Source organism: Mycetocola sp. Y442 (genome assembly GCF_056898615.1).
Genome location: NZ_JBXHBV010000001.1, coordinates 257,222 through 273,381 on the forward strand (window position 1 = coordinate 257,222; position 16,160 = coordinate 273,381).

13 protein-coding genes are annotated in these 16,160 nt (G+C 64.2%); 10 read left to right on the forward strand and 3 right to left on the reverse strand.

What is annotated here, in order from left to right:
- The first annotated feature begins 23 nt into the window (after positions 1-23).
- Together dnaE and AC1X6S_RS01240 are read left to right on the forward strand one after the other, a co-directional pair.
- A complete protein-coding gene (gene dnaE / locus AC1X6S_RS01235) occupies positions 24-3,542 on the forward strand; it encodes a DNA polymerase III subunit alpha (RefSeq protein WP_483404024.1) in 3,519 nt (1,172 codons plus the stop codon).
- A gap of 79 nt (positions 3,543-3,621) precedes the next feature.
- Positions 3,622-5,859: a hypothetical protein gene (locus AC1X6S_RS01240; protein ID WP_483404025.1), complete on the forward strand. Its 2,238-nt coding sequence runs from the start codon at positions 3,622-3,624 to the stop codon at positions 5,857-5,859.
- Here the strand turns inward: AC1X6S_RS01240 and AC1X6S_RS01245 are convergent.
- Positions 5,856-6,350: a flavin reductase family protein gene (locus AC1X6S_RS01245; protein WP_483404026.1), complete on the reverse strand. Its 495-nt coding sequence runs from the start codon at positions 6,348-6,350 to the stop codon at positions 5,856-5,858. The two genes, AC1X6S_RS01240 and AC1X6S_RS01245, sit on opposite strands and share 4 nt — an antisense overlap.
- A 70-nt stretch (positions 6,351-6,420) precedes the next feature.
- Between AC1X6S_RS01245 and hisD the strand changes: the two genes are divergently transcribed.
- The 3 genes from hisD to AC1X6S_RS01260 are packed head-to-tail and all read left to right on the forward strand — an operon-like array spanning position 6,421 to position 9,309.
- The gene (hisD, locus tag AC1X6S_RS01250; RefSeq protein WP_483404027.1) at positions 6,421-7,737 is read left to right on the forward strand and encodes a histidinol dehydrogenase; all 1,317 of its coding nucleotides are present in this window, start codon (positions 6,421-6,423) and stop codon (positions 7,735-7,737) included.
- A 43-nt stretch (positions 7,738-7,780) separates the two neighbouring features.
- Entirely contained in the window at positions 7,781-8,269 is a 489-nt protein-coding gene (nrdR, locus tag AC1X6S_RS01255; RefSeq protein ID WP_108390889.1) for a transcriptional regulator NrdR, read from the forward strand.
- A gap of 11 nt (positions 8,270-8,280) precedes the next feature.
- Positions 8,281-9,309, forward strand: a complete 1,029-nt coding sequence (locus AC1X6S_RS01260; RefSeq protein ID WP_483404958.1) for a quinone-dependent dihydroorotate dehydrogenase — start codon at positions 8,281-8,283, stop codon at positions 9,307-9,309.
- A 43-nt stretch (positions 9,310-9,352) separates the two neighbouring features.
- Here the strand turns inward: AC1X6S_RS01260 and AC1X6S_RS01265 are convergent, their stop codons facing one another.
- Complete coding sequence (locus AC1X6S_RS01265; RefSeq protein ID WP_108390890.1) at positions 9,353-9,946, reverse strand: DUF3043 domain-containing protein; 594 nt, start codon at positions 9,944-9,946, stop codon at positions 9,353-9,355.
- A gap of 39 nt (positions 9,947-9,985) precedes the next feature.
- Here AC1X6S_RS01265 and AC1X6S_RS01270 point away from each other — a divergent pair, with 39 nt between their 5' ends.
- The 5 genes from AC1X6S_RS01270 (at position 9,986) to AC1X6S_RS01290 (ending at position 15,137) form a co-directional block, all read left to right on the forward strand.
- Positions 9,986-11,416 (forward strand): M20/M25/M40 family metallo-hydrolase, encoded by a 1,431-nt coding sequence (locus tag AC1X6S_RS01270; RefSeq protein ID WP_483404028.1) that lies wholly within the window; start codon positions 9,986-9,988, stop codon positions 11,414-11,416.
- A gap of 121 nt (positions 11,417-11,537) precedes the next feature.
- The gene (locus AC1X6S_RS01275; protein ID WP_483404029.1) at positions 11,538-11,906 is read left to right on the forward strand and encodes a HesB/IscA family protein; all 369 of its coding nucleotides are present in this window, start codon (positions 11,538-11,540) and stop codon (positions 11,904-11,906) included.
- Between the two features lie 173 nt (positions 11,907-12,079).
- Positions 12,080-12,982 carry an aa3-type cytochrome oxidase subunit II gene (gene ctaC, locus AC1X6S_RS01280; protein ID WP_108390892.1) on the forward strand — a complete coding sequence of 301 codons (903 nt, stop codon included), beginning with the start codon at positions 12,080-12,082 and terminating at the stop codon, positions 12,980-12,982.
- Between the two features lie 2 nt (positions 12,983-12,984).
- On the forward strand, positions 12,985-14,715 hold the full coding sequence (ctaD, locus tag AC1X6S_RS01285; RefSeq protein ID WP_108390893.1) for an aa3-type cytochrome oxidase subunit I: 1,731 nt from the start codon (positions 12,985-12,987) through the stop codon (positions 14,713-14,715).
- Positions 14,715-15,137, forward strand: coding sequence for a cytochrome c oxidase subunit 4 (locus tag AC1X6S_RS01290; RefSeq protein ID WP_483404030.1), 423 nt, complete (start codon positions 14,715-14,717; stop codon positions 15,135-15,137). The genes ctaD and AC1X6S_RS01290 overlap by 1 nt, the downstream gene beginning before the upstream one ends.
- Positions 15,138-15,212: 75 nt before the next feature.
- Here AC1X6S_RS01290 and AC1X6S_RS01295 read toward each other — a convergent pair whose 3' ends face one another.
- Entirely contained in the window at positions 15,213-16,106 is an 894-nt protein-coding gene (locus tag AC1X6S_RS01295) for a class I SAM-dependent methyltransferase (RefSeq protein ID WP_483404031.1), read from the reverse strand.
- Positions 16,107-16,160: the final 54 nt, after the last annotated feature.

Genomic DNA, 16,160 nt, shown 5'->3' on the forward strand with positions numbered 1-16,160 from the left:
CCCACCAGCTTCACGGAGAAGTCTTGACCTCATCAGACGACTCGTTCGTTCACCTGCATGTCCACAGCGAGTACTCGATGCTCGACGGCGCCGCGCGCGTCAAACCACTGATCGACGCCGCCATCGCCGAGAAGATGCCGGCCGTCGCCGTCACCGACCATGGCAACATGTTCGGTTCCTTCGACTTCTGGCGTACCGCAACGGCGGCCGGAATCAAACCCATCATCGGTACAGAGGCGTACGTCACGCCCGGTACCCACCGCAGTGACAAGACCCGCGTTCGCTGGGGTTCGAGCACCCAGGGTCGCGACGACGTCTCCGGTAGCGGCGCGTACACCCACATGACCCTCCTCAGCGAGACCACAGAGGGCATGCACAACCTGTTCCGGATGTCGTCGCTCGCGTCGATCGAGGGTTACTACTTCAAGCCGCGCATGGACCGCGAACTGCTCTCCACCTACGCAAAGGGCGTCATCGGCACGACCGGCTGCGCCGGTGGCGAGATCCAGACCCGGCTCCGTCTCGGCCAGTACGACGAGGCGAAGAAAGCCGCCGCCGAGTTCCAGGACATCTTCGGCAAAGACAACTTCTTCTGTGAGGTGATGGACCACGGAATCGACGTCGAGCGACGCACGATGAGTGACCTGTTCAAGCTCGCCAAGGAGCTCGACCTGCCGCTTCTCGCCACCAACGACCTGCACTACACCCACGCGCACGACGCCAAGGCACACGCGGCGCTGCTCTGCGTTCAGTCCGGATCCACCCTCGACGACCCCAACAGGTTCAAGTTCGACGCAGACGAGTTCTATCTCAAGTCGGCGGAGCAGATGCGCCAGCTCTTCAGGGACCACCCCGAGGCCTGCGACAACACGCTCGCCATCGCCGAGCGCTGCAACGTCGAGTTCAACACCAGCGCGAGCTACATGCCCCGGTTCCCTGTGCCTGCCGGCGAGACCGAGGAGACCTGGTTCCTCAAGGAGGTCGAGCGCGGCCTCCAGGTTCGCTACCCGAACGGCATCCCAGACGACGTTCGCGCGCGCGCCAACTACGAAGCCGGCGTCATCGTGCAGATGGGTTTCCCCGGTTACTTCCTGGTCGTCTCCGACTTCATCAAGTGGTCCAAGGAAAATGGCATCCGCGTCGGACCTGGTCGAGGTTCGGGGGCAGGGTCGATGGTCGCGTACGCGATGAAGATCACCGACCTCGACCCGCTCGTGCACGGGCTCATCTTCGAGCGGTTCCTCAACCCTGACCGCGTCTCGATGCCCGACTTCGACGTCGACTTCGACGATCGTCGCCGCGGCGAGGTCATCCACTATGTCACCGAGAAGTACGGCGACGAGCGAGTGGCGCAGATCGTCACCTACGGAACCATCAAGGCCAAGCAGGCGCTCAAGGACTCCTCTCGCGTCCTCGGCTTCCCCTTCGGCATGGGCGATAAGCTCACCAAGGCGATGCCGCCGCCCGTCATGGGCAAGGATGTACCGCTCACCGGCATCTTCGACAAGACCCATCCGCGTTACAAGGAAACGGTCGACCTCCGCACGATCGTCGAGACGGATGCCGAGGCGAGGACCGTCTTCGACACCGCGCTCGGGATCGAGAACCTCAAGCGCCAGTGGGGCGTCCACGCGGCGGGCGTGATCATGTCGAGCGACCCGCTCATCGACATCATCCCGATCATGAAGCGCGAGCAGGACGGCCAGATCGTCACGCAGTTCGATTACCCGGCCTGCGAGTCCCTCGGGCTGATCAAGATGGACTTCCTCGGGCTGCGCAACCTCACCATCGTGAGTGACGCGCTCGACAACATCGAGTCGAACCGCGGCCACCGGATCGAGCTCGAGGAACTCACGCTCGACGACCCAGGCGCATACGAGTTGCTCGCCCGCGGGGACACCCTCGGCGTCTTCCAGCTCGACGGTGGTCCGATGCGGAGCCTCCTCCGGTCGATGAAGCCCGACAACTTCGAAGACATCTCGGCAGTCATCGCGCTCTACCGACCGGGCCCGATGGGCGCGGACTCGCACACCAATTACGCACTGCGTAAAAACGGCCTGCAGGCGATTACGCCCATCCACCCCGAACTCGAGGAGCCGCTCCAGGAGATCCTCGGTGGAACATACGGCCTCATCATCTACCAGGAGCAGGTGATGAGTGTCGCGCAGAAGCTCGCGGGCTTCTCGCTTGGACAGGCGGATATTCTTCGGCGCGCCATGGGCAAGAAGAAGAAATCCGAACTCGACAAGCAGTTCGAGGGATTCTCGGGCGGCATGCACGAGCGGGGATACTCGGATGCCGCGATTAAAGCGGTGTGGGACATCCTCCTTCCGTTCTCCGACTACGCATTCAACAAGGCGCACTCGGCCGCATACGGCGTTGTGTCCTATTGGACGGCCTACCTCAAGGCGCACTACCCGGCCGAGTACATGGCTGCCCTGCTCACGAGCGTCGGCGACGCCCGCGACAAACTCGCCATCTACCTCAACGAGTGCAGGCGAATGGGTATCCAGGTGCTCCCGCCAGACGTCAACCAGTCGATCGGCTTCTTCGCCGCCGTTGGTGAAGACATCCGCTTCGGCCTTGGCGCCGTGCGAAACGTCGGTTTCAACGTGGTCGAGGCGATTCGAGCGACCCGGGAGCGTGAGGGCGAGTTCACCTCTTTCCACGACTTCCTGCGCAAGGTTCCACTCCAGGTCGCCAACAAGCGCACCATGGAGTCGCTGATCAAGGCCGGCGCGTTCGACTCGCTCGGCGCTACGAGGCGCGGCCTCATCGAAATCCACGAGGATGCTGTCGAGAGCGCGGTGAGCCTCAAGCGCAACGAGGCCAACGGGCAGGTCGACCTCTTCGGCGGGATCTTCGAACTGGATGCAACCGCTGAGGCGATGCCCGACCGCCCGGAGTGGTCGAAGAAAGACAAGCTCGCGTTCGAGCGCGACATGCTCGGTCTGTACGTATCAGATCACCCACTCGCCGGTCTTGAGCTCGAACTGGCCAAGCACGCGACCACCACAATCACCGACTTGCTGACGTCCGATCACACGGAGGATGGAGACACCGTCACGATCGCAGGCCTCACCACGAGCGTGCAGCACCGGGTGGCGAAGACCTCCGGGAACCAGTACGGCATGATCCAGGTGGAGGACTTCGGTGGCGAAATCACCGTGATGTTCATGGGGAAGGCGTATCAGGAGTTCGCACCGACCCTGGTGAACGACTCGGTCGTCGTGGTCAGGGGACGCGTCAGCATGCGCGATGACGGCATGAACCTGCACGCATACAGCATTTTCTCGCCGGAGATCGGCCAGGGTGGCTCTTCCGGGCCGCTCACGCTGACGATGCCCGATTCGCGGGCGACGACCGAACTGGTCACCCAGCTCGGCGGCATCCTGACCCGGCACTCGGGTGACGCGGAAGTGCGGCTGAAGCTGGTCCGTGGCGACATCGCCCGACTCTTTGAAATCCCGTACCCAGTGAAAGTGACGCCGGACCTCTTCGGAGAGCTGAAGTCGTTGCTCGGCCCGAATTGCCTCGGCTAGGATCGGCTGAACCCGTTCGGGGCACAGTGGTGCTTCGCCGTGACCACCGTGCTCAGCGCGGGATCGAAGGAAAAACGCTATGAATAACCCTGACAACCGGCCCGTTGACCCTGCGCGAGACGAGCCTGTCACCGCCGCCGGAGAACCTGTCGCACAGCCGGCAGCCGCCTGGCCCGCTGAACCGGCAGACGGTTCGCTCGGCGACCCGGCTGCGGAACCGCAACCGGCTGAGCCTGTCGGTGACACTGGCTCGGATGCCACGCCACCCTCGTTCGCTGATCAGCGGTTCCAGGGTGAGGAGTTCCAGGGCGAGCGTCTGGACACGCAGGGACATGAGGCGCAGTATCAGGCTGAGCAGTACGAGCAGCCGCAGTATGAGCAGCCGCAGTATGAGCAGCCGCAGTATGAGGCTGGCCAGGCGACGCAACCGCAGTATGCCGCCGGTGGCTACCAGCCTGAGCAGTATCCTTCCGGGCAGTACCCCGCTCAGCAGTACCCCGCTCAGCAGTACCCGGTGGAGCAGTCTCCCGCTCAGCAGTACCCGGTGGAGCAGTATCCCGCCGAGCAGTACGTCGGCTATCCCGACCAGCAGTATTCCGCTGAGCAGTACGCCACCGAGCAGTATCCCGCTGAGCAGTACACGGGCCAGCCGTACCCGACCCAGTCGGACGAGGGCCAGGCGTCCGGCCAGATTCCGGCCGGACTTCCGGGCGGCGCCGGGCCAGGACCTCGGTCAGGATCGCTGCCGGGTGCCGGAACCGCACCTCGACCGAAAAAGCCCAGCCGCCCGCGTACCGACGAGAACGGCGCCCCTTATGGGGTCGGCCCGTTCAGCCTGCGCGAGATCGTCTTTCTGATTCTCGCCGCACTCGTTGTCGTCGCCTCATTCCTTCCCTTTATCGGAGGCGTGTACGCGGACCTGTTCGGATACTCGAGCCTGTGGGCCCCTGCTCCGTGGCTCGCCATCCCGGGAGCGTTGCTCCTCGCCTCCGCTGGAGCGCTCATCGTCATCCGTCGGCTGCAACCGCAACGGCGGCTCAGGGTCGGCTCGCTTTCCGTCGACCAGTTCGCCTCGGTAGCCGCGGTTACGACCGCCGGTTTCTATCTCGGGTCGCTGTTCCTGTTGCTCGGATTTACGGCGTGGTTCCGACCCGGTGCCTTCGGCGGGAATCCTGGCGGCGACAACTTCGACGGACTCACGCCGGGAGCTGGTCTCATTCTCGGCTTGATCTTTTCGCTGGCGACCATTGCCCCGACGGTCTGCGCCATGTTTGTGCCCGTCTTCGCCGAAGATTTCAGCCGCCGTGCGGAGATCGCGGCGCACCCCGCCGCGAGGGAGGCCGCCGTCGTTCCGGTTCGGCCCCGCCCCGTTCGCCACACCGCAGAGCACCAGCCCGAAGTTCATCACTACGGCCTCGAGCACTCGGGGTCTGTGCAGCTGACCCCCGCTGATACACGTCCAGAAGACTTTGCCGCGTACCGCCGAAGCGGATGGTCACCGGATTCCGTGTCAGACACCGACTCTCAATACGCCGAGTTCCAGGAGGCGCGGGCGAGTGTCCCCGGGTCCCGCGCCGACGGTTCGGATTCGAGTGTCCCTCTCGCCACGCAGCCCCCCACCGTGCTCGCGGGCGGGACGACGGACGAGTCTCTCCTCGGCGATGAGATCGACGAAGTTCAGACGGGCGAAGAGCCCGCACCGGTGTCGGCGATCCGTCACGTGGCGGAACAGGAATCCCTCGCCGACGCGTCCGGACAGGAAGGCCACGAGGCGGCACCGTCCGCCACACCACAACACCCGTCAGCCCCGGAGCCCGCGTCCCGCACCGAGGTTCCGGACACCCCATTCGAGACCGAGCCCGAGAGGGCGTCGGAAGCGGACGCTGAACTCGCCCCTGAGCTGCAGCCCGAGCTCGCGCCAGAGCTCGCGCCCGAGATCGAGATCGAGATCGAGGACGAGCTCGCGCCGGAGACGGCTTCCGAGACCGGGGCAGAGGTCCTGCCGGAGACTGTGCCGGCGACCGTTCCCGACGCGCGCGACGAGCGCGTCCCTGATGTGGTTCACTCGGCATCAGCCCAGCATGGGGAGCAGGACTCCGCGGAGGCGCCGCCGACGGTCATTTCGACGCAGCCGTTCTGGGTGTTCTCACCGGTTCCGCTCGTTGTTGTCGATGAGGAGAGTGGCGCACCGGTCTTCGAGATCGGCCCGGACGCCTGGGCACTCGCGATCATCGACCGCGGCACCGAACTCGTGATCCGTCACGATGACGGGAGGGTCGGCGTTCTGCGGGAGATTACCGGGATTATGCGCGGCTAGGCGAGTTCGCCCGGGCGCAAATACTGGCGTTCGTGGTAGAGCAGGGGAGCGTCGTCCGCGCCGACCTCACCGCTCTCGATCTGCACAACGACGATGGCGCTGTTGTGAACGGTGAACCGCTCGATAACCCGGCCGATCATCCACGTGGTGACGTTGTCCAGAATGGGCAGCCCGTGCTCGCCCTCGTGCCAGTGCTCACCGACGAACCTCGACGCATTGTCTCCGGCCATGATTTGGGCGAGTGACCTGTTGCGTGCACCGAGCATGTGAATGACGACCCGGTCGGTGTCGGCGATCGCCGGCCAGCTGCTCGCACTGCGTGCCAGGTTGAACGTCGCAAGCGGGGGCACGGCACTGAGCGATGCGAGCGAGGTGGCGGTGAAACCCACAGGTTTCCCATTGGCGTCCCTTGCCGTGATCGCTGCGACGCCGGCCGCGTGCCGACGGAACGCCGCTTTGAACGCTTCGAGGTCCTGCTGCATGGGGTTCATCCTGTGTGGAATTCCTTTCACTGGGCCGAGTGGCCGGGCCCCGGGGAGCGGGCGATAGACTGGGACTGCCATGATCAAGACGAAAATTCAGACCATCGACCTGCGCGGTATTCAGCCTACCCGCGCCGAACTGCTGCAGCGGATCCCGCGTCCGATCGTCAATATTGCCGTCGCGAGCGAAGCCGCCGAGCGGTTGATCAGTGAGGTTCGCCTCGAGGGTGAAAGCGCACTCAAGCGGCACGCGGAAACATTCGACGGTGTTCGCGACGCATCGATCGCCGTTGATCCCTCGGAGATCGCCGCGGCCGTGGCTGGACTCGACCCCGCCGTTCGCGCAGCACTCGATCGATCGATCGAACGCGCGCGCGCCGCAAGCGCCGCACAGCTCCCTGTCCCCGCCACAACGAGTTTTGGGCCGGGCGCGCAGGTTCACCAGCGCTGGCAGCCGGTCGAGCGTGTTGGTCTGTACGTACCGGGCGGTAAAGCGCCATTGGCCTCGAGCGTCGTCATGAACGTGGTTCCCGCCCAGGTGGCCGGCGTCCCCTCCATCGCACTTGCGTCACCAGCGCAGAAGGAATTCGGCGGACGTGTGCACCCGACAATCCTCGCCGCCGCCGGTCTTCTCGGCATTGACGAGGTGTACTCAATGGGCGGCGCGAGCGCTATCGGTGCGCTTGCCTACGGCGTCGAGTCACTCGGACTGCTGCCCGTCGACGTCGTCACCGGCCCTGGGAACATTTACGTCGCCGCGGCAAAGCGCCTTGTGCGCGGAGTGGTCGGTATTGACTCCGAAGCGGGGACAACCGAGATCCTGGTGATCGCGGATGCTGCCGCCAACCCTCGATTCGTCGCCGCAGACCTGATCAGCCAGGCAGAGCATGACGAGGCCGCCGCGTCGGTCCTCGTCACTGACTCGGCCGAGTTCGCCGAGCTGGTTGCGCGCGAACTGGATGAGCTTGCCGCGGCCACAGCGAACTCAGCCCGGGTGATCGAAGCGCTCGGCGGCCAGCAGTCGGCGATTGTCCTTGTCGACGATATGCACGCCGCAGCACGGTTCAGCAACGCCTACGGGCCAGAGCACCTCGAAATCCAGACCGCAGACAACGAGGCGGTGCTCTCACTCATCTCCACGGCAGGGGCGATCTTCCTCGGACCGTTCTCTCCCGTCAGCCTCGGCGACTATCTCGCCGGGTCCAACCACGTTCTGCCGACCGGCGGGCAGGCCCGTTTCTCGTCCGGACTCGGCGCTTACACTTTCCTTCGCCCCCAGCAGGTGGTCGAGTACGGCCAGGCGGCGCTCGGCGACGTGGCTGAGAATGTGGTCGCGCTCAGCGGAGCTGAGGAGCTTCCCGCGCACGGCGAAGCAGTCACCGTTCGATTCTCATAGCGTCGACTCGCGTCGAAGCACCCGTCCAGCCGGAGTAGCCATCATGTTCTGTCCTTTCTGCCGCCATCCCGATTCCCGCGTCATCGACTCCCGCACCAGTGATGACGGGCTTTCCATCCGGCGGAGACGGCAGTGCCCGGAATGCGGCCGTCGCTTCAGCACAACCGAAACAGCGAGCCTCAACGTCATCAAGCGCAGCGGGGTCGTTGAGCCCTTCTCGCGCGACAAGGTCGTCTCGGGAGTGCGCAAGGCGTGCCAGGGCCGGCCGGTGACCGATTCCGACCTCGCCGTTCTGGCGCAAAAGGTGGAGGAGTCGATCCGGCAGACCGGCACAAGCCAGATCGATGCCAACGAAATCGGCCTCGCCATTCTCACGCCGCTCCGGGAACTCGACGAGGTCGCCTACCTCCGATTCGCCAGCGTCTACCAGGGGTTCGATTCGCTCGAGGATTTCGATGCCGCGATCGCGTTGCTCCGTGTTGAGCACGCATCCGACACTGCCGACGACGCTCGCGACGCCGTCGAGCGGTGACAGCGCCGACGATGTATCAGTTCTTCTTCCGTACTGTCCTCTCGAAACTCGACCCCGAGGTCGCCCACCACCTGGCATTCGACGCGATCCGGTTGCTTGGCAACCGGAGGGTGGCTGCTGCGCTCGGGCGCGCGACGGCGCCGAGCGCCGATCTCAGCGTGTCGACGCTCGGACTGGCGTTTCCCACACCGTTCGGCGTTGCTGCGGGGTTCGACAAGGACGGTGAGGCCGTCCTTGGACTCGGCGCGCTCGGGTTCGGGCACGTCGAAGTCGGGACGCTCACGGCACACTCGCAACCGGGGAACCCGAAACCGCGCCTGTTCCGGCTCGTGCCGGATCGTGCGGTGATCAACCGGATGGGGTTCAACAACGGCGGCGCCGCTGGAGCCGCAGCGCGACTCGCACACGTGCGTCGGGCCAGGAACCGCCCGGTGCTCGGTGTGAACATCGGAAAGAGCCGCGTGGTGTCCGTCGACAATGCCATCGCCGATTACCTGACGAGCACCAGGCTTCTGGCTCCGGTCGCGGATTACCTCGTCGTCAACGTCAGCTCTCCGAACACACCGGGTCTTCGCGGACTTCAGGAGCTCGACAGGCTCGCGCCGCTGCTTGCCGCTGTCAAGACCGCCGCCGGTGCCACCCCCCTTCTCGTCAAGATCGCCCCTGACCTCAGCGACGAGGAGGTGACTCGGATCGCGGAACTCGTGGTCTCGACCGGCCTCGACGGCATCATTGCGACGAACACCACGATCTCTCGGGAGGGCCTCACGACGGACAGTGCGGTGGTCGAGGCCGCCGGGGCTGGCGGACTTTCCGGCGCCCCACTCGCGAAACGTTCACTCGAGGTGCTCCGCCTGATCAGGCGCGTCGTGCCTGACTCGATGTGCGTAATCTCGGTGGGAGGGGTCTTCACCGCGCGCGACGTCCAGGAGCGTATCGATGCCGGCGCAACCCTGGTCCAGGGCTACACGGCGTTCCTGTACCTCGGGCCGTTATGGGCGCGCCAGGTCAACCGGGGTCTTTCCGCACTCCGGGCCTAACGAAAAACCGCCCCACCGAGACGGTGAGGCGGTTTTCAGTGGGTCAGGCTGGGTAGTCCCCGCGTTTGACCTGCGGCTTCGGAAGCCGAAGGACGCGCAGCTGCAGCGCGCGCATCCCGGCATACCAGCGCACGCCCCGTTCGACGTTGTCCGTACCGAACTTGGCGCGGAGCTTTTTGCGGATGACGGTGCCCATCCAGAAGCAGTCGATGAGGGCGATGAGGAAGAACGCCCAGAGCGCAAGCATCCCGTACACCTGAACGACCGGGGAGGGGATGAACGTCAGGATGATCACGACGAACATCACCGGGATGAGGAACTCACCGATGTTGAAGCGGGCGTCGACGTAGTCTCGAACCCAGCGCTTCTGTACGCCCCGGTCTCTCTGCGGGAGATAACGCTCATCTCCTGCAGCCAGGCCGATCCTGGCCTTCTCGCGGGACTCCGCGAGTTTGGCGCGGGCTGCCAGCTTCGCTTCCTTGCGGTCGCCTGGCACGAGGGGACGCTTGTTGAGGGCCTCCCGCTCCTTGCGCGTCGGCGTCGGCCTGCCCTTGCCAGCAGCGGCAATACGTTCCGCGGTCTGGTCGGGAGTTTCGATGATTGGCTCGGCTGTCGAGCGTGGTGTGTGTTTGGTCACTGTGGGTCCTAGCGCTGGATACCTCTTAAGATTACCTGCATGACCTCAGACTCCGAACACACGTCTACCACGCTCACAGCAATCGATGCAGATATTCACACCGCCGTCTCCGGAGGGATGCCGGCTGCGATCGCGGACCTCTCCGATCTTGTGCGCATTCCGAGTGTTTCCTGGGCAGCATTCGACTCTGCCCACGTGCGAGCGAGCGCGGAGGCGGTCGCAGCACTGGCCGAGGCGACGGGACTTTTCGACGTTGTCGAGGTCAAGCAGGCGCCGATCGATGACACGTCAGAACTCGGGCAGCCAGCGGTTCTCGCCACCCGGAAGGCACGAAACGGTGCTCCAACCGTCCTGCTCTATGCGCACCACGACGTCCAGCCTCCCGGCAAGGATGACGACTGGGACTCTAAGCCGTTCGAGCCGACGGTCAAGGGTGACAGGATCTATGGCCGCGGTGCCGCCGACGACAAGGCGGGAGTGATGGCCCACATCGCGTCGCTTCGCGCGCTCAAGGAGGTGCTCGGCTCGGACTTCGACCTCGGTCTCGCGCTGTTCATCGAGGGGGAGGAGGAGTTCGGTTCGCGCTCGTTCGCCAACTTCCTCACCGACAACCGTGGCGCCCTCACCGCCGACGCCATCGTGGTCGCCGACTCCAACAACTGGGATGAGGTGACCCCCGCGATCACGGTGGGCCTCCGCGGCAACGTCACCTTCCGCCTGACGGTGCGCACTCTCGGGCACGCCAGCCACTCCGGCATGTTCGGGGGAGCGGTGCCCGACGCGATGCTCGCGACCATCAAGCTCCTCGCCACCTTCTGGGACGAGTCCGGATCCGTCGCCGTCGACGGTCTCGAGAGCTACTCAGGCGAGACCCCCGAATACTCCGAGGCCCAATTGCGCGAAGAGACCGGCCTCTTGCCCGGCGTATCGCCCCTTGGAACCGGTAGCATCCTCTCGCGGATCTGGAACCAGCCTTCGGTGACCGTCACGGGGATCGACGCGCCGAGCGTCGCCAACGCGTCGAACACCCTCTCGCCCGTCGTCTCGGTCAAGGTGAGCGCGAGAATCGCTCCAGGCCAGAATGCGACAGACGCAGAGCAGGCAATTCGCGCCCACATTGCGGCACACACCCCGTTCGGCGCTGAGGTCGAGATCGACGACGTCGACCTCGGCGACCCGTTCCTCGTCGACGGCTCCGGGGCCATCTTCGGCGAAGCGAAGCGGGCGATGAAGGACGCGTGGGGCACGGAGGCGGTCGAGCTCGGGGTCGGAGGGTCGATTCCGTTCATCGCGGACCTCGTGCGTGTGTTCCCCGCGGCCGAGATCCTGGTCACCGGAGTCGAGGATCCGCACTCGCGGGCACACAGCCCCAACGAGTCTCTCCACCTCGGCGTCTTCTCCCGGTCTGTGCTCGCGGAGGCCCTCCTGCTTGCCCGCCTGAACGCGGGTCCACAGGCGGCTGGGCGCTGAGCCGCCCGAGCGAAACCGGTCGGATAACCCGGATGGTCCCCGTCACAGCGATTGCGCGGTTGCGGGGATTACACTGGGGCCAGATGTGTAACTACAGGTCAGTCCACTACCGAGGAGAGTCATGAGCGACACAACGCTGACATCCACCATGCCGCAGCCCGCCACCCACGGTGTAGGCCTCAGCGATACCGCTGCCGCCAAGGTGAGGAGCCTCCTCGAGCAGGAGGGCAGGGACGACCTTCGGTTGAGGGTCGCCGTCCAGCCCGGCGGCTGTTCCGGACTCATTTACCAGCTCTACTTCGACGAGCGCATGCTCGAGGGCGACGCGACAGTCGATTTCGGTGGCGTCGAAGTTATCGTCGACAAGATGAGCGTTCCGTATCTCGACGGCGCGTCGATCGACTTCGAGGACACCATCCAGAAGCAGGGATTCACCATCGATAACCCGAACGCCGGCGGAAGCTGCGCGTGTGGAGACAGCTTCCACTAGGCGAATATTCAGCAAATCGTGCAGGGGACACGCCACGTGTGGCGGGTCCCCTGCTTCTTTTAACCCGGGTCGACCGGCGGAATTCGCGGTACCACGGCCCAATTGGTCGAGAGCGGTGGCGTCAATCGGGCTAGACTGAAAGCTGAAATAACACTGTCATCGAAAGGTCCCAGGTGCGCTCGAATCGTCGACTCCGATGGGCTGCTATACCGGTTGCCATCACGCTTGCCGTGGTTCTGGCCGGCTGTACCCAGGCCGAACTTCACGGTTATCTTCCAGGATTTCTGGAGGGTGAACCGCCCGTAACAAACAACACAGAGCGTGTTGCCGGTCTGTGGGTGACCTCATGGATAGTCCTTCTCGGCGTTGGCCTTCTCACCTGGGGACTCACGCTCTGGGCAATCATCGTTTACCGCCGGCGCAAGGGCCAGACCGGCCTGCCGGTGCAGATGCGCTACAACATGCCGATCGAGATCTTCTACACGATCGTGCCGCTGATCCTCGTCCTCGGTTTCTTCGCGTTCACCGCGCGTGACCAGGAGATCATCGAGACTCAGTTCGAAAACCCGGACGTTGAAATCCAGGTCTTCGCAAAGCAGTGGGCGTGGGACTTCATTTACACGGATGCTGTTGACGGCGAAGATGTGTGGTCCGTTGGCATCCAGGCCCAGGAAGAAGAAGGTGCCCCAGCGGGCACCATCGACCAGGAGCAGCTGCCGACCCTGTACCTCCCCGTTGGCGCTGACGTCAAGATCGCGCTCGAATCGCGCGACGTCATCCACTCGTTCTGGGTCATCGACTTCCTTTACAAGAAGGACATGTTCCCCGGTGCAACCAACTACATGTCGATCACGCCGCAGCGTGAGGGAACCTACGCGGGCAAGTGCGCCGAGCTCTGTGGTGAATACCACTCGCTCATGCTCTTCAACGTCGAGGTCGTTGACCAGGAAACCTACGATGAGTACGTTCGCGGGCTCGCTGAAGAAGGCAACGTCGGCGACTACGGCTCCGAGTACGACAGAAACAGCAATCTGCCAGGCGTAGACGCGCCCGTCCGAGAAGGAGAGGGCGAATAATCATGGCTACTACTATTGAGCTTCCCGCCGGACAGGCACGGGTTGTCAACAGCACCCGCGTCGAGAAAAAGGGAAACGTCCTGGTCAACTGGATCACATCCACTGACCACAAGACGATCGGGTACATGTACCTGATCGCGTCCTTCGTGTTCTTCTGCATCGGCGGCGTGATGGCACTGATCATCCGCGCACAGCTCTTCGAACCGGGCCTCAACCTGCTCGAGACGAAGGAACAGTACAACCAGCTGTTCACGATGCACGGAACGATCATGCTCCTCATGTTCGCGACACCGCTCTTCGCCGGGTTCGCCAACGTGTTGATGCCCCTGCAGATCGGTGCACCGGATGTTGCGTTCCCGCGACTGAACGCCTTCGCGTTCTGGCTGTTCCTCTTCGGCAGCCTCCTCGCTATCGGTGGCTTCCTCACCCCGCAGGGTGCGGCATCCTTCGGCTGGTTCGCGTATGCACCGCTCTCGAGCACGACGTTCTCTCCCGGCGTCGGCGGGAACCTCTGGGTTCTCGGCCTCGCGCTCTCGGGTTTCGGAACGATCCTCGGTGGTGTGAACTTCATCACGACGATCATCACGATGCGTGCACCAGGCATGACGATGTTCCGGATGCCGATCTTCACCTGGAACACGCTCGTCACCTCACTCCTGGTGCTGATGGCGTTCCCCGTTCTCGCCGCTGCGTTGTTCGGCCTGGGTGCTGACCGCGTCTTCGACGCCCACGTGTACGACCCGGAAAACGGGGGAGTGATCCTCTGGCAGCACCTCTTCTGGTTCTTCGGTCACCCAGAGGTCTACATCATCGCGCTGCCGTTCTTCGGAATCGTCAGCGAGGTCTTCCCGGTCTTCAGCCGCAAGCCGATCTTCGGGTACAAGACTCTCGTCTACGCGACGATCTCGATCGCGGCACTGTCGGTCACGGTGTGGGCTCACCACATGTACGTCACCGGCTCCGTCCTGTTGCCGTTCTTCTCGCTCATGACGATGCTCATCGCGGTTCCCACAGGTGTGAAGATCTTCAACTGGATCGGCACCATGTGGCGAGGTTCAGTGACATTCGAGACGCCCATGCTCTGGGCTATCGGCTTCCTCGTGACCTTCACCTTCGGTGGACTCACCGGCGTGATCCTCGCATCGCCTCCGCTGGACTTCCACGTGTCTGACACCTACTTCGTTGTCGCCCACTTCCACTACGTCGTCTTCGGCACAGTGGTGTTCGCGATGTTCAGTGGGTTCTACTTCTGGTGGCCCAAGTGGACCGGAAAGATGCTCAACGAGAAGCTCGGTTACTGGCACTTCTGGTTGCTCTTCATCGGGTTCCACACCACGTTCCTGATCCAGCACTGGCTCGGCGTGATGGGTATGCCGCGACGCTACGCGACCTACTCACCGGAAGACGGCTTCACCTGGATGAACCAGCTGTCGACCGTTGGTGCCATGATCCTGGCACTCTCGATGCTGCCGTTCTTCCTCAACGTGTACATCACGGCCCGCAAGGCGCCGAAGGTCACCGTGAACGACCCGTGGGGATACGGTGGATCGCTCGAGTGGGCGACCTCCTGCCCGCCGCCCCGTCACAACTTCACGTCGATCCCGCGGATCCGCTCCGAGCGGCCCGCCTTCGACCTGAACCACCCCGAAGCGGGTATCCCGGTCGGTGTCGGTCCTGCCAAGGACGCACCAGATGCTCCGACCTATGACCGTTCAGAAGGTGAAGTGAAGTAATGAAGGCCAACGTCAACCTCTTCTGGATCCTCGCGGTATTCTTCGCGTTCATCACGGCGGTCTACGTGTACTGGAGCCTGACCGACCCGGGCTACGGCACCATCGAATGGGCGGGAACCACGGCGCTTGCGCTGTCGGCCATCCTGGCCACGTTCGTCGGTTTCTACCTCAGCCGGGTGCACCGTCACCAGGGCGGAGAGCTGCCGGAAGACACCCTGACCGCGAACATCGATGACGGTGACCCCGAACTCGGACACTTCGCTCCCTGGAGCTGGTGGCCGATCATCATGGCCGCCGGTGGCGCGCTGATGATGCTCGGTCTCTCGATCGGATTCTGGATCTCGTTCATCGCGGCTCCGCTTCTGCTCATCGCGATCGTCGGCTGGACCTACGAGTTCTACCGCGGCTTCCACGCCAGGTAGATAAGAGCGTTCTGCACTACGCAGAAGGGCCACACACAGAAATGTGTGTGGCCCTTTTTGCGTATCCGGAACAGGTTACTCCGTGACCGACGGCGCATCTGCCGGTAGCCGGCGATACGTGAGAACGGTGACGGATGCCGTCACGCGGCGCATTGGGACCGGGATCCCGCCGGTCACCTCTGAAGCTCGGGGCGAGACCACGGGATGCTCGGTTTCGCTGGACGGCGACGTCGTGTGGTGCGCCGATGGACCCATCCCGATGAGAGCGTCCAGATCGTCAGCCGTGAGCTGCATCTCGAACTCGACCCGCGTCCGGCTTTCCTCGCTGAACCAGGGCGACGCGGCATCCGTCAGGGCCTCTGGCTTGCCGTCGGGGATGCCGATGGCGCGGCCCTCTGCCCGAACCTCCTGCAGGTGACGTGTGGTGGGCACGACCGCAACCAGGAAGCCGTCGGCGTCGAGGACGCGCGCGAACTCAGGGAGGTTGCGGGGCGCGAACACGCTGAGGATACCGGCGAGTGAATCGCTGAGAAACGGCAGCGGCTGCCACACGTCGAGCACGACCCCACCCGCCGACCCAACGGCGCGCACGGCCATCCGGACGGCGAAGGGCGAGAGGTCAGCAGCGACGGGCAGGACATTGTTCGTTCCGGCAGCCACAAGGCCGGCTGCAGCTGCGGAGAGGTAGAAGCCCGTGCCACAGCCCAGCTCGGCGAGACGGGGCAGCGAGGGGGCGCCAGTGCCCGTCGCGGCCGGGGCGGTGGGGTCGATGGAGCGCGACGCCCACGCCAGGGCGGTGGCGGAGGCGACGGCATCCGCGATGGGATCGAACGCACCGGTCTCAAAGAACCGGGCGCGGGCGTCGAGCATCGATTGGCTGTCACCGGTGACCCGGGTGGATGGCGGCAGCAACGAGACGTAGCCCCGTTTGTTGACGTCGAACCGATGACCGTCGTCACACCCGATCACGAGGTGATCGACGGGGGACAGGCGGCACTCTTCTGCGCGCTGGGAAAAGCAGAA